Source organism: Vibrio sp. RE88 (assembly GCF_013113835.1).
GTDB lineage: Bacteria > Pseudomonadota > Gammaproteobacteria > Enterobacterales > Vibrionaceae > Vibrio.
The window spans coordinates 124,255-142,464 of sequence record NZ_VTYQ01000002.1 but is presented as its reverse complement, the minus strand read 5'-3'; the positions used below and the strand labels follow the sequence as shown (position 1 = coordinate 142,464).

The 18,210-nt window shown below is 45.2% G+C and carries 19 protein-coding genes; 7 read left to right on the top strand and 12 right to left on the bottom strand.

All coding sequences use genetic code 11. The features are described 5' to 3' along the window. Positions 1-332 precede the first annotated feature (332 nt). From zwf to F0265_RS04160, 4 genes are all read left to right on the top strand, one after another. Entirely contained in the window at positions 333-1,835 is a 1,503-nt protein-coding gene (zwf, locus tag F0265_RS04175; RefSeq protein WP_045985074.1) for a glucose-6-phosphate dehydrogenase, read from the top strand. Then, positions 1,832-2,548 (top strand): 6-phosphogluconolactonase, encoded by a 717-nt coding sequence (gene pgl / locus F0265_RS04170; protein WP_171747918.1) that lies wholly within the window; start codon positions 1,832-1,834, stop codon positions 2,546-2,548. The genes zwf and pgl overlap by 4 nt, the downstream gene beginning before the upstream one ends. 37 nt (positions 2,549-2,585) lie before the next feature. Beyond that, positions 2,586-4,034 (top strand): decarboxylating NADP(+)-dependent phosphogluconate dehydrogenase, encoded by a 1,449-nt coding sequence (gene gnd / locus F0265_RS04165; protein WP_171747917.1) that lies wholly within the window; start codon positions 2,586-2,588, stop codon positions 4,032-4,034. Between the two features lie 200 nt (positions 4,035-4,234). Continuing rightward, on the top strand, positions 4,235-4,372 hold the full coding sequence (locus F0265_RS04160) for a hypothetical protein (RefSeq protein WP_171747916.1): 138 nt from the start codon (positions 4,235-4,237) through the stop codon (positions 4,370-4,372). Positions 4,373-4,417: 45 nt separating this feature from the next. Here F0265_RS04160 and F0265_RS04155 read toward each other — a convergent pair whose 3' ends face one another. Both F0265_RS04155 and F0265_RS04150 read right to left on the bottom strand, forming a co-directional pair. Next, positions 4,418-4,861: a YtoQ family protein gene (locus F0265_RS04155; protein ID WP_171748182.1), complete on the bottom strand. Its 444-nt coding sequence runs from the start codon at positions 4,859-4,861 to the stop codon at positions 4,418-4,420. A 21-nt stretch (positions 4,862-4,882) separates the two neighbouring features. Further along, positions 4,883-5,182 carry a putative quinol monooxygenase gene (locus tag F0265_RS04150; protein WP_171747915.1) on the bottom strand — a complete coding sequence of 100 codons (300 nt, stop codon included), beginning with the start codon at positions 5,180-5,182 and terminating at the stop codon, positions 4,883-4,885. A gap of 97 nt (positions 5,183-5,279) precedes the next feature. Here F0265_RS04150 and F0265_RS04145 point away from each other — a divergent pair, with 97 nt between their 5' ends. Further along, positions 5,280-5,684: a VOC family protein gene (locus tag F0265_RS04145; RefSeq protein WP_171747914.1), complete on the top strand. Its 405-nt coding sequence runs from the start codon at positions 5,280-5,282 to the stop codon at positions 5,682-5,684. On the opposite strand, the gene F0265_RS04140 is transcribed toward F0265_RS04145, so the two are convergent. Further along, complete coding sequence (locus tag F0265_RS04140; RefSeq protein ID WP_171747913.1) at positions 5,677-7,440, bottom strand: sigma-54-dependent Fis family transcriptional regulator; 1,764 nt, start codon at positions 7,438-7,440, stop codon at positions 5,677-5,679. The two genes, F0265_RS04145 and F0265_RS04140, sit on opposite strands and share 8 nt — an antisense overlap. A gap of 256 nt (positions 7,441-7,696) precedes the next feature. On the opposite strand from F0265_RS04140, the gene F0265_RS04135 reads away from it, so the two are divergent. Next, a complete protein-coding gene (locus tag F0265_RS04135; RefSeq protein ID WP_040121768.1) occupies positions 7,697-9,217 on the top strand; it encodes an aldehyde dehydrogenase family protein in 1,521 nt (506 codons plus the stop codon). A 33-nt stretch (positions 9,218-9,250) separates the two neighbouring features. Here F0265_RS04135 and F0265_RS04130 read toward each other — a convergent pair whose 3' ends face one another. The 4 genes from F0265_RS04130 to F0265_RS04115 form a co-directional block, all read right to left on the bottom strand. After that, the gene (locus F0265_RS04130; RefSeq protein ID WP_006961283.1) at positions 9,251-9,442 is read right to left on the bottom strand and encodes a hypothetical protein; all 192 of its coding nucleotides are present in this window, start codon (positions 9,440-9,442) and stop codon (positions 9,251-9,253) included. Positions 9,443-9,589: 147 nt separating this feature from the next. Further along, positions 9,590-10,741, bottom strand: coding sequence for an HD domain-containing phosphohydrolase (locus F0265_RS04125; RefSeq protein ID WP_171747912.1), 1,152 nt, complete (start codon positions 10,739-10,741; stop codon positions 9,590-9,592). Between the two features lie 175 nt (positions 10,742-10,916). Then, positions 10,917-11,684: a sulfite exporter TauE/SafE family protein gene (locus tag F0265_RS04120; protein WP_171747911.1), complete on the bottom strand. Its 768-nt coding sequence runs from the start codon at positions 11,682-11,684 to the stop codon at positions 10,917-10,919. A gap of 121 nt (positions 11,685-11,805) precedes the next feature. Beyond that, on the bottom strand, positions 11,806-12,639 hold the full coding sequence (locus tag F0265_RS04115; protein ID WP_253809320.1) for a DUF6279 family lipoprotein: 834 nt from the start codon (positions 12,637-12,639) through the stop codon (positions 11,806-11,808). A gap of 344 nt (positions 12,640-12,983) precedes the next feature. On the opposite strand from F0265_RS04115, the gene F0265_RS04110 reads away from it, so the two are divergent. Further along, entirely contained in the window at positions 12,984-13,352 is a 369-nt protein-coding gene (locus F0265_RS04110) for a cystatin domain-containing protein (protein WP_171747910.1), read from the top strand. 83 nt (positions 13,353-13,435) lie between these two features. Here F0265_RS04110 and lhgO read toward each other — a convergent pair whose 3' ends face one another. The 5 genes from lhgO to thrS form a co-directional block, all read right to left on the bottom strand. Beyond that, positions 13,436-14,641, bottom strand: coding sequence for an L-2-hydroxyglutarate oxidase (gene lhgO / locus F0265_RS04105; protein ID WP_171747909.1), 1,206 nt, complete (start codon positions 14,639-14,641; stop codon positions 13,436-13,438). 285 nt (positions 14,642-14,926) lie between these two features. Beyond that, positions 14,927-15,280 carry a 50S ribosomal protein L20 gene (gene rplT / locus F0265_RS04100; RefSeq protein WP_004401084.1) on the bottom strand — a complete coding sequence of 118 codons (354 nt, stop codon included), beginning with the start codon at positions 15,278-15,280 and terminating at the stop codon, positions 14,927-14,929. Between the two features lie 41 nt (positions 15,281-15,321). After that, complete coding sequence (rpmI, locus tag F0265_RS04095; RefSeq protein WP_019275792.1) at positions 15,322-15,516, bottom strand: 50S ribosomal protein L35; 195 nt, start codon at positions 15,514-15,516, stop codon at positions 15,322-15,324. 103 nt (positions 15,517-15,619) lie between these two features. Then, a complete protein-coding gene (gene infC, locus F0265_RS04090) occupies positions 15,620-16,171 on the bottom strand; it encodes a translation initiation factor IF-3 (RefSeq protein WP_071881323.1) in 552 nt (183 codons plus the stop codon). A 3-nt stretch (positions 16,172-16,174) separates the two neighbouring features. After that, on the bottom strand, positions 16,175-18,103 hold the full coding sequence (gene thrS, locus F0265_RS04085) for a threonine--tRNA ligase (RefSeq protein WP_152472586.1): 1,929 nt from the start codon (positions 18,101-18,103) through the stop codon (positions 16,175-16,177). Between the last annotated feature and the right edge of the window lie 107 nt (positions 18,104-18,210).

Below are 18,210 nucleotides of genomic sequence, written 5' to 3'. Positions count from 1 at the left end.
ACGTTTCAATTATGTAAACAAATAGAGTTTTAACTCGACGCAGAGCTACTCATCCAATTTCTAAATAAATCCCATATAATCAATGATCTGTAATTTTCACTAGTCAATATTTAATCGATTGCCTTCACAAAGGTTGATGTGTATCAAATACTCATAGACAATACGCTGCCGAATTGAGATTTATCTCTATAGCTCAAGAAGATTAAGGTTTTGTCTATCAAAGTAATAGGCATCACCGATTATCAATTTTGAAGTCCCGTTGATAGGGTTGGCTCTCCGAGAGGCCAGCATTGACGGCACATGATAACTACCTCGTTTCTAAGGGAAAGATGATGGTAATACCAGAAAACAGCAGCATCGTTATTTTTGGTGCTTCGGGTGACTTAACGTATCGTAAGTTAATCCCTGCTTTATACCACCTTTACGCGAGTAAGCAGCTTCCACAAAACTTCGCCATTCTGGGTGTTAGCCGCACAGAATACAGCGACGAGTCTTACCGCGAGAAACTGAAGCACTCACTTCAGGAAATGGAAAAAACTGAGCCTGCAACGCTAGATGCATTCATTAATCACCTGCATTACCAAGCGATCAATACCTCTGATACCGCAGACTACAGCAAACTGGTTACCCGTCTTGACCAACTGTCCGAACAGTACAACTTCGAGCAACGTAACACACTATTCTACTTAGCTACTCCACCAAGCCTATACAGCGTTATTCCTGCAAGCCTTGCTGAACATGGCCTAAGTAACGAAGACGATGGCTGGAAACGCCTAATCATCGAAAAACCATTCGGCTACGACCTTGAGTCAGCTCAAAAGCTCGATAAAGAAATTCACGAGCATTTCCAAGAGCACCAAATCTACCGTATCGACCATTACCTTGGTAAAGAAACTGTACAGAATCTACTGGTTTTGCGTTTCTCAAATGCGATGTTTGAACCGCTTTGGAACCGCAACTTTATCGAATACGTTGAAATCACCGGTGCTGAATTCCTCGGCGTTGAAGAACGTGGCGGTTATTACGATGGTTCTGGTGCGGTACGTGACATGTTCCAAAACCACCTGCTACAAGTACTAGCAATGGTTGGTATGGAGCCACCAGCGCAAATCAATGCAGATTCTATGCGTGACGAAGTGGTTAAAGTTCTACAGTGTTTGAAACCTCTGGATGAAGAATCACTACGTAAAGACCTAGTTCTAGGCCAATACACTGCGTCTGACGTTCGTGGCGAGCACCTTCTGGGCTACCGTGAAGAAAACGGCGTCGCTGACGATTCACGTACTGAGACCTACATCGGCCTGAAAGCATACATCAACAACTGGCGTTGGAACGGTGTGCCATTCTACGTGCGTACTGGTAAGCGATTGCCAACACGTGTAACAGAAGTGGTTATCCACTTTAAGAACACGCCGCATCCAGTGTTTGGTCAAAACGCGCCTGAAAACAAACTCATCATTCGTATCCAACCGGATGAAGGCATTCAGATGAGCTTTGGCCTAAAAGAACCAGGCGCTGGCTTTAAAGCCAAAGAAGTGAAGATGAACTTCTCTTACAATGATTTGGAAGAGACTCAGATGCTAACCGCGTATGAGCGCTTACTACTTGATGCTTTGAATGGCGATGCTACTCTATTTGCTCGTACTGACGCAGTAGAAGCTTGCTGGAAGTACGTTCAGCCAATTCTCGATTTCAAACAAGACCCACAAGCGCTATTTGGTTACGCCTGTGGCACATGGGGACCAAAAGAAGCAGACGATCTACTTCAACGCGCTAACCGAGCTTGGCGTTTCCCATGTAAGAACCTAACAGACACGGACTACTGCGAACTATGATCAACCATAAGATCTTCCCAACAGCAGAACAGGTAGTAGAAAGCTTAGCGAACGACATGAAAGCGTTCAGCGAACTTGGTCGACCTGTTCACATTTCACTATCGGGTGGTAGCACACCTAAAATGCTGTTTAAGCTGCTATCAACCGATACATACGCTACGTCTATCCAGTGGAATAACCTACACTTCTGGTGGGGTGACGAACGCTGCGTCGCACCTGACGACGCAGAAAGTAACTACGGTGAAGCGAACGCATTGCTATTTAGTAAAGTGAACCTACCAGCTGAAAACATCCATCGTATCCGTGGTGAAGCAGAACCAAAAGCAGAAGCTGAGCGATTCGCACAAGAGATGGCGGATGTGATTCCAACTGAGAACGGCACGCCTGTCTTCGATTGGATTCTGCTAGGCGTCGGTGCAGATGGACACACAGCGTCACTGTTCCCAGGTCAAACTGATTATCAAGACGAGAACCTATCGGTATTGGCTTCTCATCCTGAATCAGGCCAGATTCGTGTTTCTAAAACAGCGAAAGTTTTAGAAGCCGCTAAGCGTATCAGCTACCTTGTACTTGGTGCAGGCAAAGTTGAGATCGTAAACGAAATTCATACTACTCCGGCAAGCGAGCTGCCTTATCCAGCTGCGAAAATCCAGTCTAAAGCTGGTGAGACCGAGTGGTACTTAGATTCAGACGCAGCAGCAAAAATCGCGTAATGCGAGCGTCCATTTTTAGAGAAATTGGAGAGAAATAATGAAAGGTGATATCGGTGTAATTGGCCTAGCAGTAATGGGTCAAAACCTTATCCTGAACATGAACGATCACGGCTTTAAAGTGGTTGCTCACAACCGTACTGCTGCGAAAGTAGACGAATTCCTAGAAGGCCCAGCAAAAGGCACTAACATCGTTGGTGCTTACTCTCTGGAAGAGCTAGTAGAGAAACTAGAAGCGCCACGTAAAGTGATGCTAATGGTTCGCGCGGGCGACGTCGTTGACAAGTTCATTGAAGCTCTTGTACCTCTGCTAGACAAAGGCGACATCATCATTGATGGTGGTAACACTAACTACCCAGACACAAACCGTCGTGTTACAGCGCTTCGTGAGAAAGGCATCCACTTCATCGGTACGGGTGTATCTGGTGGTGAAGAAGGTGCACGTTTCGGTCCTTCAATCATGCCAGGTGGCGCAGTTGAAGCTTGGGAAGCGGTTAAGCCTATCTTCCAAGGTATCTCTGCAAAAACTGACGCTGGCGAACCTTGTTGTGACTGGGTTGGTAACGACGGTGCTGGCCACTTCGTTAAGATGGTTCACAACGGTATCGAATACGGCGACATGCAGCTGATCACAGAAGCGTACCAGTTCATGAAAGATGGCCTAGGTATGTCTGCCGACGAAATGCAGGCAGTATTCGCTGACTGGAACAAAACTGAGCTAGACAGCTACCTAGTCGAAATCACAGCGGACATCCTTGGCTACAAAGATGAAGACGGTGAGCCACTAGTAGAGAAGATCCTAGACACTGCCGGCCAAAAAGGCACAGGTAAATGGACAGGTATCAACGCGCTAGACCTAGGTATTCCTCTAACGCTAATCTCTGAGTCTGTATTCTCTCGTTGTCTATCTGCACTGAAAGATCAACGTGTTGAAGCTGAATCTCTATTCGGTAAGACAATCACACCAGTTGAAGGTGACAAGCAAGAGTGGGTTGATGCACTTCGCCAAGCTCTTCTAGCTTCTAAGATCATCTCTTACGCTCAAGGCTTCATGCTAATGCGCGAAGCATCTAACGAGAACGGTTGGGACCTAAACTACGGTAACGTAGCGCTAATGTGGCGTGGTGGTTGTATCATCCGCTCTGCATTCCTAGGTAACATCCGTGATGCGTACGAAGCGAACCCAGATATTGCATTCCTAGGTTCAGATGACTACTTCAAAGGCATCCTGCAAAACAGCCTGAGCGCATGGCGTAAAGTTGCGGCTAAGTCGCTAGAAGCAGGTATCCCAATGCCTTGTACTATCTCTGCACTGTCGTTCCTAGATGGTTACACTACAGCTCGCCTACCAGCTAACCTACTTCAAGCTCAACGTGACTACTTCGGTGCTCACACTTACGAGCGTACTGACCGTCCACGTGGTGAGTTCTTCCACACGAACTGGACTGGTACAGGCGGTGATACAGCGTCTACTACTTACGACGTATAAATCTGTCTAAAAGGGCTTAGTACGGTATTTTGTAATACCCGAAACTCCTACTACAATTAAGACGTTATGGAGGATGTTAGCCTAGCTCGCATCCTCTATTTTTTGAAACCTACAACAAGGAGTCGTGTGAATTCTCACAACGACATTGGTGAATTGCTTAACCTGGATGGTTTATAACAATCTAAATTGAGGTTCTTGAAATGACTATTAATAAGTACTTTGTCTTTGTTCCTTCTATTGAAGAAGCTAAAGCGAAAAAGGAAAGTGAAGTGGTAAAAAATAAGGAAGCTCAACGTCAGGCATTAGTAAAACAGGCGCAGCAACAGGGCGGACTGTAAAGGCTAGGTTTCAGTAAAAAGAGCGCCCGTTGTGGCGCTCTTTTTTTATTTTTGGCTCGTAACGTATTTTAGGAGCTCAACGACATGTTCTGGTGACTCCGCCCACGCCATTGCCGCAGCATCGACCTCTTTAAGCGGGTGAATCAAAGACTCATCGTGAAGCGTAATATACGGCTTATCAAGTGCCGCTAACATGCCTGCATCAAATGCGGCATTCCACTGACGATATTTGTCACCAAAACGCACCACGCCAATATCACACTGTTTGATAAGAGTAGACGTTCGAATGGCGTTGACTTTGGACGATTGGTGGTCACGCCAGAAGCCTGATTCATTCTCTCTGAGTACGTCACCCGCTGCATCGCTGGAGTCGTGATCGGTATTCGCAGAATAGAACTCAATATTCAGATCCAGCTTCTGAACACCTTCCACAATACGCTCGCGCCAATCGGTATGAATTTCACCGCTAAGATAGACTTTCCAAATCATCACATTGTTTCCTTTTGATTGTTATTTTGAATTTGTTGCTACGACATCCGCACGAATGACTGACTGTTCAACCACTATATCAGCTAACTGAACTCGACTTGCGAGATAATGCTCAGTTTGTTTGTGCACAGCCAAAGCTTCTTGGCTTTGATAAATCTCGTACAGATGGAAGAGCTGCGGGTCGTTGAGATCTCTGATTACGTCAAATTGTACACAACCCAACTCATTCTGACAGGACGCTTTGGCGTTTTCATTCATGATAGTGATGTAGTCTTCTTCCCTACATTTCTTTACTCGATTGGAGACGATTATGCAGTACATAATTAGTTACCTTCCTTGATAATGTTCATCATTATTGCAATACAATCACTTTATTGTATACAATTTAACTCAAAATAAAATACAAGGAAGTGTAATTATGGACAGACCAGCTCCATTTAATGGTATGAGACATATTGCGTTAGTGGTTCAGAAATTCGAAGAGTGTGAGGCTTTTTACACTGACATCATGGGTATGACAGTGTTGAGACGAGCAAGTGATAATCTGGTTTACCTGACTAACGGCTGCGATAATCTCTCACTTGGTCGCGCCCACTCACAACGGGTATGCTCGCCTATCAGCGTCGATCACTTTGGTTTTATTGTTAGAAGTAAAGATGAACTCCATCATTGGTATGAGTTCATGCAAGACAAAGGAGTCACACTGCTCGACGCGCCTCATGATCACAGCGATGGTGCGAGAAGCTTCCATTGCCGCGATCCGGAAGGTCACGTCATTCAACCACTTTATCATCCCGAGATTTCACACCAGACCATCATTTAGTTTTGATCAACCCCAATGCTTTGAGCTTTCGATAAACGGTGTTCCGGCTGATTCCCAGCACTCGGGACACCTTGCTGACATTTCCGTTATGCGCATGGTAGGTGTCGACCAATGTGCTATTAAGCGTTGATTTCAAATCTTGTTCTACTACTTCACTTTCCACCAGAGTGTTTTCTAACAATGGCTGGGCAAAGTGAGTAGGTACATGCTCAATGCTGATTTCTTCAACATCGCTAGCAATCAAGCTAGTGACTTTGAGGAGGTTATCCAACTCTCTCAGATTGCCTGGCCAGCGATAACTGAGCAATAGCTGCATTAACGACGCCGAGATTTGCTGAGAGTTTTGTTGGTGTTTTGCGTGAATTGCCCGAATCAACGCAGCTTTGTCTTCGCGCTGATACAGTGAAGGTAAAGTAATCACTAAGCCATTCAATCGATAATAGAGATCCTGCCTAAAGCGTCCCTGAGCGACCAGTTGGTTTAAATCCTGATGCGTTGCGGCAATCACCTGAATGTCCACTTGATAAGATTGAGCCGAACCCACAGGCATAACCACTTTGTCTTGCAGGACAGATAGCAAACGGCACTGCGCATCAAGCGGCATTTCCCCGATTTCATCCAGAAATAAGATGCCTTTATCCGCCTGTCTCACCCGCCCTGAATAGCCGTGCTTACTCGCCCCGGTGAACGCTCCAGACGCATGACCAAATAGCTCAGATTCAATCAAATCTTTAGGTAGTGCCCCACAATTGACGGTGACAAGCGGCTGCTTACATCGAGCACTCTGTTTGTGTAGCGCTTTGACGAATTCGCCTTTACCAACTCCCGTTTCTCCGAGAATTAACAAACTAATATCACAACCCAGTACTTTATTTGCCTGTTGCCACGCTTGTTCCACTTGGTGATCACCATAGTGAAGCTCACTTGATACGCTGAGCCATTTTTTCTGGACCGGCTTCTGGCCTAAGGTTCGTTTTTCAAAGACGAACTGCGCGCTCTGCTCTGGCTGCTTGAGAAGGCTCTCGACATGCTCTCCAACAAGTGCTGCCTTAGGGATAAGTTGAGTGGCGACCTGATTGTGTGCCACCACCTGACCATTTTCATCAGCAATCACTATGCCTTGCCAACCACTCTTCAAAACTGACTCATTGTGCGCAAGGTTGATTTGCAAAACACCTTCAGGGATTTGCGTCAGCAGGTAGTTTTCAATCAGCTGCACCATGTTCTGGACCAACAGCTGCGTAGTCACATCATGTTTGCTTTGCTCACTGGTTATATCGAGAATGCCAACCAGCTCACCACGATGGTTAAATAACGGGCTCGCCGAGCAACTAATGAAACGATGCTGTTTGATAAAGTGCTGCTCACCAATAATAGACACTGCTTTCTTTTCGAACAGTGCTGTCCCAATCGCATTCGTCCCTTTCAGCCTTTCCTGCCAGCAACTGCCTGAATCCAGCGCTATCGACATCAACTTTTCTCGGAATCTTTCCTGCCCCCAACTCGCAAGAATGACCCCTTCATCATCCGTCAAAATCAACCGGCTATCTGTTCGAGAAAGAACTTGATTAAACAAAGGCAAAGCGCACTGCTCCACAGCCTCAATCACGCCTTGAGCTTTATAACGTCGCTCTTTAAGCAGCGCATTAGACACATTAATGTCTTCAGGTTTCTTTACCTGTTTGAGGCCCGCATTAGTACTTCTCTGCCATGAGGACATGAGCCAACTGTCTGGTTGATGGGTTTGTAGTTCCATACCTGTTCCACTCTTGAGCATTTGGGGTGTGCCATTTTGGAACAGGTGAACATTTTGTTAACACCCAATTCCATCTCCATGCGTTTAAAACAACACAGTCTAAGCCTTGAACACTCTAGCGCCAGAACAAAGTCACAACAAGTTTTTAACAATTGGTCTGTGATTTGCGTTAGTTAGATGAATCGTAACTGAAGTGTTCACCCGTCGGTGACAGCTTCAAACATAACTTGAACGAGAAAATAATAAGGATATTTCTATGATTTACGCACAACCAGGCAGTCAGGATTCAGTGGTTAACTTCAAAACCCATTACGACAACTACATTGGTGGAGAATGGGTGAAGCCTGTGTCTGGCGAATACTTTGACAACACTTCACCAGTCAATGGGCAAGCTTACTGTAAGGTGGCTCGTTCAGGTGAAGCAGACATCAACCTCGCACTTGATGCGGCTCATAACGTCAGAGCAAGCTGGGCAGCCACGAGCGTAACAGAGCGTTCCAATATTCTCCTCAAGATTGCCGATCGCATTGAGCAGCACCTTGAAGAGCTTGCCGTGGCAGAAACATGGGAAAACGGCAAACCAGTGCGTGAAACTCTTGCGGCGGATCTTCCTCTTGTAGTCGACCATTTCCGCTACTTTGCGGGCTGTATCCGCGCTCAAGAAGGCAGCGCGGCCGAGCTTGATGTGAATACTGCGAGCTACCATTTCCCTGAACCTATTGGTGTTGTCGGCCAGATCATTCCATGGAACTTCCCTATGCTGATGGCAGCTTGGAAACTGGCTCCAGCGCTCGCGGCAGGTTGTTGTGTGATTTTGAAACCGGCTGAGCAAACCCCAACTTCTATCTTGCTTTTGATGGAAAAGATCGGTGATTTGATTCCAGCAGGCGTGGTAAACGTCGTCAACGGATTTGGTAGTGAAGCAGGCCAAGCGCTTGCCACCAGTAACCGTATTGCCAAGATCGCTTTCACAGGCTCGACTCAAGTCGGTAACCACATTCTTAAATGTGCAGCCGATAGCCTAATTCCTTCGACTGTGGAACTGGGCGGTAAGTCACCTAACATCTATTTCCCGGACATCTTCGACCATGAAGACGAATACTTAGAGAAGTGTATCGAAGGTACGCTATTGGCCTTCTTCAACCAAGGCGAAGTCTGTACCTGCCCTTCACGCGTGTTGGTGCATGAGTCCGTGTACGACAAGTTCATCGCCAAAGTGGCCGAACGTGCAAAGAGCATCCAGCAAGGTAACCCGCTGGATACAGACACTCAGGTAGGTGCACAAGCTTCTCAGGAACAATTTGATAAGATCCTGAGCTACCTAGAGATAGGCCGCCAAGAAGGCGCGAAAGTTGTGTTCGGTGGTGAAGTCGCTCAGCAAAAAGACGATATCGAATCGGGTTACTACATTCAGCCAACGCTTCTTGAAGGCAACAATAAGATGCGCGTCTTCCAAGAAGAGATCTTTGGCCCAGTTATCGCCATTACTAAGTTTAAGGACGAAGCCGAAGCACTGGCCATTGCGAACGATACCGAATATGGCTTAGGCGCAGGTGTCTGGACGCGAGATGCCAATCTAGCCTACCGCATGGGTCGCAACATCGAAGCGGGTCGTATTTGGGTGAACTGTTACCACGCCTACCCAGCGCACGCTGCCTTCGGTGGCTATAAGAAGTCAGGTATTGGACGTGAAACGCATAAGATGATGCTGGATCACTACCAGAACACCAAAAACTTACTTATTAGCTACGACGTTAACCCACTCGGTTTCTTCTAAACATAAAGAGCGCCCTAGGGCGCTCTTTTACTGTCAGGCTTCTTCGTGTTTGTCGCTTTCTTTACGCTTGTCATTCCAATACAACATGCCACTGGCGATCAACGCTACCACTGAAACGGTGAACAAAGCTGGCATCTTTAAAATCCAGGCAAAGGTTGCCGCCAGAAAAGCAATAAATGTTACCATTCTGCTTCCTGACATCACACGACCTAGTTTTCTGTCCATAACTCCTCCTACCAAGAGAAAAGAAAGGGAAAAAGTGAGGTAGGTAGAGCGCGCTTTTTCTACACAGTCATTGTGGCATTTTCGGACAAAAATTAACCTAAATCCTTATCAAAACATCTAACAATGTGATTCATAATTGCGCTTCGATCATGAAGCCATAGCGTCTACCGCTTCGGCTCGATCAACATAAGCGGCACGAATATCGAGAAACAGATCGAGGTTAGACACTAAAACCCTGACACACTGTGGATCGAAGATAACACCTTCATTTTCTTTGATATATCCCACCACCTGTTCCACTGACCATGCTGGCTTGTAGGCTCTTTTACTGAGCAATGCATCAAAGACATCCGCCAGTGTGACAATCCGAGCCTCGAGTGGAATCGACTCACCTTGCAACCCATCAGGCAGCCCTGCTCCATTAAAGTGCTCATGGTGATGACGGACAATATTCTTGATAAACGCGATTTCTTCACCCGAGACGGAGTTCACGCTCGATAACGAAATTACATCGTCGATAATACCTTCCCCATAAACCGTGTGACGGTTCATTATGTCTCGCTCCTGAGGTGTGTATCGACGATTACTGTAAAGGATCTCATCAGGAATCATGTACTTGCCAATATCATGAAAAGGCGCATATAAACGGATACGATGAATAAATGGATGTGTCACTTCTGCAACGGTTTCTGACAGTAAACGGGCAATCAGCTCACTGTACATTCCCATTCGCGTCAGATGCTCTTGCGTTTCGGGATCACGAGCGTGCCCCATATTCAGAGCAACCGCCAAGGCCGACTGAAAGTGCTTCTGGTTTTCATACAATTGGACAAACAAACCTGCAATGAGCTGCGAAAGGTAAGCAAAGTCTCGTTGACTGTCACTCAGGCTGAAAAAACCGTCTTCAGAAGCATTGAAAAATATGAAGCCAATCGTTTTTCCCTGATAAGAAATGGGAAAGGTGTAGCTGCTACTATGGCCGAGTTTAATCAGCTCCTTGATTCGCTCTGTCTGAAGCATATCGCGCAAACAGTCGACAATTCTGATATTGGCAGTAAATGCAATACTGGTAAGCGACGAATTTTCTCTTAGTTCTTGTTCGAGATAATCATATCGGCCGATGTCTGCCAGCTTGTCTCTGACATAATAATTAGACACGGTATTGTTACCAATCAAAGCGATGGAAAAACGGGAGAGCGGTGGGTAAGACTTCATTGCCAGAGCATAGATTTCGTTCAGCTTGGTGATGATGTCTTGATTTTGAGCAGCCGTCTGGTTGAACGCTGTGTAATCAAACATGCAATGAGTAACCTTTGTTGTTGTGATAATTTGAAGCAGTTTCTCAGTATAGAAACTAAACGTATCAAATATTTAACAACTTGCTTACCAACACATCAGCAAACTTAGAATTTCATCATAATTTATGTGGTTATTTATGAGACACAACATGACTAACTATGATCTGTCGATTCATTCACGCCCAATAAACATCGTAGAAAAAGTATGTGGTCATCAAAACGCTCGATACTGCCACAAAACCTTTGACGTATTGCTGAGGCACATTACGTGACACTCTTGCAGCGACATAACCTCCAGATAGCGTCCCTAGCATCACGACAATGCCTCTAGGCCAGTCTATTGAACCCTCCAGAACAAACACTAAGATGGCCGTTAGAGAAACGCAGGATGACACCAAAAGCTTAAGGCCATTCATTTGATTAATGTCTTTGTACCCAGCAAGAACCAAGTAACTCAGTACGATGACCCCTAGCCCAGCGTTGAAGAAGCCTCCATATGCGGAGACCAAAACCAAAAACACGGAGAGTACGATGGTCGACCAAACGGGGTTTACAGAGCCCCTACGAACCAGTTTTCCAGACCACTCACTGATTTTGTTGCCGAATAAAAACAATACTGTCGCAAACAACAGCAACCAAGGGATGGCTTCTAGAAACAGAGATTCAGAAACGCTCAGCAATAGGTAAGCCCCTAAAGCGCCACCGATTAAGCTCAGGATGACTGTAAACAAAATGGTTTGAGGATGTTTACCGATGTCTTGACGAAACCCGTAAGCGCCGCTGACGTAACCAGCACAAGCGGCAAAAGTATTGGTTGCGTTGGCGACAACAGGAGGCACGCCAACAAACAGTAAGCTAGGAAACGTGATGAAACTACCACCACCTGCAACACTGTTAAGAATTCCGCCAAGCACCCCGGCTACAAACAATAGAATCCATTCCATCTTTTTGATTCAGTTGAGGATTATTAGCCCAATGTAGCGACGTTCTCTCCTCAGGTAAACTAAAGGGGCAAATTTTTTGCCTCTTTGGAATACGATGAAATGACTTATTACGCCAACTAGATCACTGAATATCGAGTGCGATGTTTTTCCAATCACGCAGCTCTTGGCGGTAATACGCGGTCTGTTTATCTGTCACTGAGTTTATTATTTTAACCAAATACTTATCGGCAACCGCTTTGTTGTGACCGATCTTTTGCTCCAACTCCGTCGAATAAAAATTAGCGGGATTAAACATCAGCTGTTGGAAGTGAGGTTGAAAATATCCGACTTGCATACGATTGGTAAGCAAAGCATTCATTTCCACTCGCATTTTGGTTTGATGATCTATCCAGTCATATGAGGTTACATAGAGTTGAGAGGTCCACTCTTGAATCATTCTTTCTTGTTCAGGCGTCACAGAGCCTAGCCAGTCATCAAAGTTCTCAGTGATCTTTTCTTCATAGTTTTCACGAATTTTGTCTTCAGTGAGCTTCTGATATTTCTTTTTATAACGTGTATGTCGAACACGAATATTATCCATTAGCTCTTCCGCTTGGTCATCAGACAGCTCACTCGCTAAAGCGAACATTTCTGGCGCTATCTGACTGACCAGTCTCTGAGTATGGCTCTGGAATTGCGCTTCTTGATACTTTAAGTCATCTTCAGTAAACGATTTAGGATCAAGCGCAATGAGCTGATCCAAATGCTGGATGTAATTTGGAATCTCTTCCCGTCGATGCCAATCGCTGAGCACTTCAATTTTTTCACTGACCAGCTCTTCTTGCTCGTCATTCAATTCAACAAAATCTTCCAGATACTCAACCAACAACCAATCCATATTGTTATAAACAAATTTGGTACTACAGCCAGTTAAAGCAAAACAGAGCGCTGTTAATAATCCCCATTTTTTCATCATCCATTCCTCTGCCCAACACTGCTGAGAACATTATAATTATAGCTCTCACACCTTTAGAGAGTGTGCGCTGGTTAAATTACCAGCAAATTAAATACCAAGATTTTTAAATGAGCTTTAGCTAGCTGATATTCCATAGAAACCTCTGACAAGCATCTCTCCTGACTTCACGCTTTACCTCTCACCACGCTTAAGAGCGGCAACACCTTTCCTCATGCCCAACTCTGACCTAAATTTAACGTGTTGAACGTCTAACTCTCTATGATTAATTAAACGGAAGCCACTCACTCTAAGTAATAGATTGACCTAAGCTTCGCTTACACTCTTAACATCAAGGCATAATTATAATGAACAGAATTTTTGCTTCGTCAGTCATATCTGTGTTGGCACTTGCTGGCTGTGCTACACAATCACAGCCTGAGCCGGAACTGGCCAAAAACCCGATGTGCATGGAAAAAGGGTTGCCTGGTGGATGGTCGACCTCAAGCATAACACCTGAAGTCATGAGGGCGATGGATACCATTCTGGGCCAGATGAACACCGAATCACCCGTCAAACAAATCAATAAGGTGAGGACCCAAGTGGTCAGCGGGATGAATTACGCCATTGAATTTACCCTTGAAAATGGCGAAGTGTGGCATGCCGTGGTCAATCGCAACCTTAGGGATGATTATATGATTGAGCGAATAGCTAAACCTGGGCCGCTTTGCCCATAACTTCATTACATAAATCAAAAAAGGCGGAGCCCATTACCCGCTCCGCCTTTTGTGATTATTAGATAACCTGAAGCACTACTGCTTTACTCAAACTTCTCTTCTATTTTTTTGCAAATATATTCGCCAATGGGAATGGCTGAGGTAGCCGCAGGGCTAGGTGCATTGCAAACATGAAGGCTTCGAACACTTTCAGAAAACAAAAAGTCATGTACCAGTGTACCGTCTTCTAGCACAGCCTGAGCACGCACGCCCGCTGGATAGGGTTGTAAATCTTCCAATGCCACTGCAGGGCAATATTTATTGACGAGCTTGAGATAACCCGGCTTCCACCATGAGTTTTTGAACTCTTCTAGCCCAGTATTTAAATGCTTCGCTGAGACACGCCAGAAGCCTTTAAACAACAGCATTTGCAACGTATCACGTAGGCTGAAGTTAAACCTCGAATACCCTTCTCTCTTCCAGCCTTGCACCGCATTGGGTCCAACCGTCACACTGCCATCAATCATTCGAGTAAGGTGTACTCCAAGAAACGGTAAATCAGGGTCAGGCACAGGGTAAATCAGGTGATTAACGATTTGATTGTGTTTCTCAGGTAACTGATAGTATTCGCCCCGATAGGGGATGATTTGAAAATCAGTTTTAATCCCCAACATTCGCGTCATTCTGTCTGCCATTAAACCACTGCAAGTGATCAAATGTCGGGTATTGAGCTGCATTGTTTGTCCATCAGCGACGCACGTAAGCTGAATCTCCTCTTCAAGCTCTTGCGCGGCTACGACTCTCGTTCTCAACCCAATCAACCCACCAGAAGCCGTGAATTCTTCAACCATGCATTGAGCAACTTTTTTGTAATCGACAATGCTTGTCTGCTTAACGTAGATAGCACCTAAGCCCGTAATGTTAGGCTCTGCCAATTTCAGTTGAGCTTGGTCGAGTAATTCAACGTCAATTTCGTTTTGCTGGCAACGTTCAAAAAGCGCCTGCATTCTCTCTAATTCATCGTCTGTCGTTGCGACAATGAGCTTCCCGCAGTTTTCTACGTCGATACCGTGACGCTGACAAAAATCTATGGTCGCCTGCACGCCACGCTTACAAAAGTCCGCTTTGAGACTTCCGGGCTGATAGTAAACGCCAGCATGAATCACACCGCTATTGTGACCTGTCTGATGCTGCGCAAAATCGGCTTCTTTCTCTAACAGAAGTATTCGTTTAGCTGGGTATTGTTGTTTTAGCTGCCATGCAGTAGACGCACCCACTATGCCTCCACCAACAATAATGTAATCGTGCACGACGTCCCTTTCTCTCAGCCCATATCAAGACTGCATCTTAATCTCAATTGTGTCTAATTGCGCATAGGTGGAGCACAGTCACAGCAATGTCTAATAGTTAAGCCAGATTAATCGTGCGATTTGTGACTTGCTATCCAATATATTGGCAGCAGAAAAGTACTGAACGGATTGAAGCATTTGGCCAATACCGAAGGAGTTGGTCATCTTGAATGAAATGTAGGAGTGACAGAAACAAAAAAGGAGAGCCGAAGCTCCCCTTTTCTTAATCCTAATAACTAACTCTAATTAAAGAGCAGCTTTCGCTTTTTCAACTAGAACTGCGAATGCAGCTTTGTCGAATACCGCGATGTCAGCAAGGATCTTACGGTCGATCTCGATAGATGCTTTCTTAAGACCGTTGATGAAACGGCTGTAAGATAGACCATTCTGACGAGATGCCGCGTTGATACGTGCAATCCATAGTTGACGGAATTGACGTTTCTTGTTGCGACGGTCACGGTAAGCGTATTGACCAGCTTTAGTAACTGCTTGGAAAGCTACGCGGTAAACACGTGAACGTGCACCGTAGTAACCTTTAGCTTGTTTTAGAACTTTCTTATGACGTGCACGAGCTTGTACACCACGTTTTACGCGAGGCATTATGCTTCTCCTAAACTAAACGATAAATAAACTAAAAAGAATTAAGCGTATGGCATCATACGAACAACTGCAGCCACTTCACACTTAGGAAGGATTGCGTTTGGACGTAGTTGACGCTTGTTCTTAGTAGTACGCTTAGTCAGGATGTGACGTTTAGTAGCGTGCTTGAACTTAATACCACCAGCAGTTTTCTTGAAACGCTTAGCAGCACCTTTGTTGGTTTTCATCTTAGGCATGATGAATAACTCCGCATTGTAGTAGTTTAATAAACATGTAATCAGGGCGAATAAAACCCCGCCGTTTAAAAACGGCAGGGTTTAATTACTTGTAAGCCGTTAATTACTTCTTTTTAGGGGCAAGAACCATGATCATCTGACGACCTTCGATCTTCTTAGGGAAAGATTCCACTACTGCTAAATCAACAGTGTCTTCCTTAAGACGATTTAGAACGTCAACACCGATCTCTTGGTGTGCCATTTCTCGGCCACGGAAGCGAATTGTTACCTTCACTTTGTTGCCTTCTTCAAGGAAACGCGTCAGGTTGCGTAGTTTTACCTGATAGTCTCCAATATCAGTTCCAGGACGGAATTTTACTTCCTTAATCTGAACCTGTTTTTGCTTCTTCTTCTGCTCTTTAGCAGATTTGCTCTTCTCAAAGAGGAATTTACCGTAGTCCATTACTCGACATACTGGTGGCTCAGCGTTTGGACTGATTTCTACTAGATCCATACCCGCTTCTTCAGCTGCTGCTACTGCTTCTTGAATAGAAACAACGCCAACTGATTCGCCATCAGCGCCAGTCAAACGAACTTCACGAACGCCACGAATTTCACCGTTTAAACGATGAGCATTTTGTTTGGCCGGTACTTGGCCGCGTCTTCCGCCTTTAATAGTTTATTCCTCCAGATTGAGCTTACGGCTTGAAATCTCGTCTTGGATGTATGAAACAAAGTCATCCACTTTAAACTTGCCGAGATCCTTACCTTTACGAGTACGTACTGCAATCTCTCCAGCTTCCATCTCTTGGTCGCCACAAACGAGCATATACGGTACACGCTTCAAAGTGTGTTCGCGGATTTTAAAGCCAATCTTCTCATTTCTCAAGTCTGCTTTAGCTCTAATTCCACATTTTTGTAGTTTTTGGGCCACTTCCTGAGCATAATCCGATTGCTTATCAGTAATATTCATAATTACTGCTTGCTCCGGAGATAGCCAAGTCGGGAAGAAACCGAAGTATTCTTCAATCAGAATACCGATGAATCGTTCTAGTGAACCTAGGATAGCACGGTGAATCATTACAGGAACTTGACGTTCGTTGTTTTCATCCACGTAAGTCGCACCTAAACGGCCTGGTAGGTTGAAGTCTAGCTGAACCGTACCACACTGCCATGCACGGTCTAAACAGTCGTGCAGTGTAAATTCAATTTTAGGGCCGTAGAATGCACCTTCGCCTTCCTGAAGCTCATATTCAATATTCATTGCTTCAAGAGACTGCTTAAGCGCTTCTTCAGATTGGTCCCAGATCTCATCTGAGCCCACACGCTTCTCAGGGCGAGTCGATAGCTTAACGACGATGTTATCGAAACCAAATGTTTGATACGTATCGTAAACCATCTTGATACAGCTAGTCACTTCCTCTTGGATTTGACTCTCAGTACAGAAGATGTGTGCATCATCCTGAGTGAAGCCACGTACACGCATAATGCCGTGTAGCGCACCAGAAGGTTCGTTACGGTGACAAGAACCAAATTCCGCCATACGTAGCGGTAGATCACGGTATGATTTAAGACCTTGGTTAAAGATCTGAACGTGACCCGGGCAGTTCATTGGCTTGATCGCGTATTCACGATTCTCAGAAGAAGTCGTGAACATCGCATCTGCGTATTTGTCCCAGTGACCAGAACGTTCCCAAAGTACTCGGTCCATCATCAATGGGCCTTTTACTTCTTGGTAACCATATTCATCTAGCTTAGCTCGGATGAAGACTTCCAGATCACGGAAAATAGACCAACCATTGTGGTGCCAGAACACCATACCCGGTGCTTCTTGCTGCATGTGGAACAGGTCTAGCTGTTTACCGATCTTACGGTGGTCACGCTTCGCCGCTTCTTCTAAACGAGTTAGGTGCGCTTTCAACGCTTTTTTGTCGTGGAATGCAGTACCGTAGATACGTTGAAGCATCTTGTTGTCGCTGTTACCACGCCAGTAAGCACCAGCTACGTTAAGTAGCGTGAAGTGCTGACAGAAACCCATATGTGGTACGTGAGGACCACGACACATATCGATATATTCTTCATGATGGTACAAGCCTGGACGATCGTCACGCGATACGTTTTCGTCAAGGATTTCAATCTTGTACGTTTCACCGCGAGCTTCAAATGCATCGCGAGCTTCCTGCCAGCTAACCTTTTTCTTGATAACTTGGTATTTGGTCTTAGCCAGCTCTTTCATGCGCTTTTCGATCTTATCCAGATCTTCTTGCGTCAGAGAGTGCTCTAGATCGATATCGTAGTAGAAGCCATTGTCGATAGTTGGACCAATCGCCATTTTCGCTTCAGGGAAAAGCTGCTTGATCGCGTGACCAAGTAGGTGAGCACATGAGTGGCGAACGATTTCTAGGCCATCTACTTCATCTTTAACTGTGATGATTTCTAGGCTTGCATCTTGTTCGATAAGATCACATGCATCAACACGGTTGCCATCTACACGACCTGCGATGGTTGCTTTAGCAAGACCAGGACCGATAGATTGAGCGACTTCAAGAGTAGAAACTGGGTTGTCAAATTGACGCTGACTGCCGTCAGGAAGAGTAATAATAGGCATTTAACTGTCCTTTACAGTGGTGTTGCACACCAAGCAACACATGCAATTTAAAATCATGTCTTTAACTGAGAAAACAAAAGGTTAAAGACGAGAGTTTTGTCCTTTTC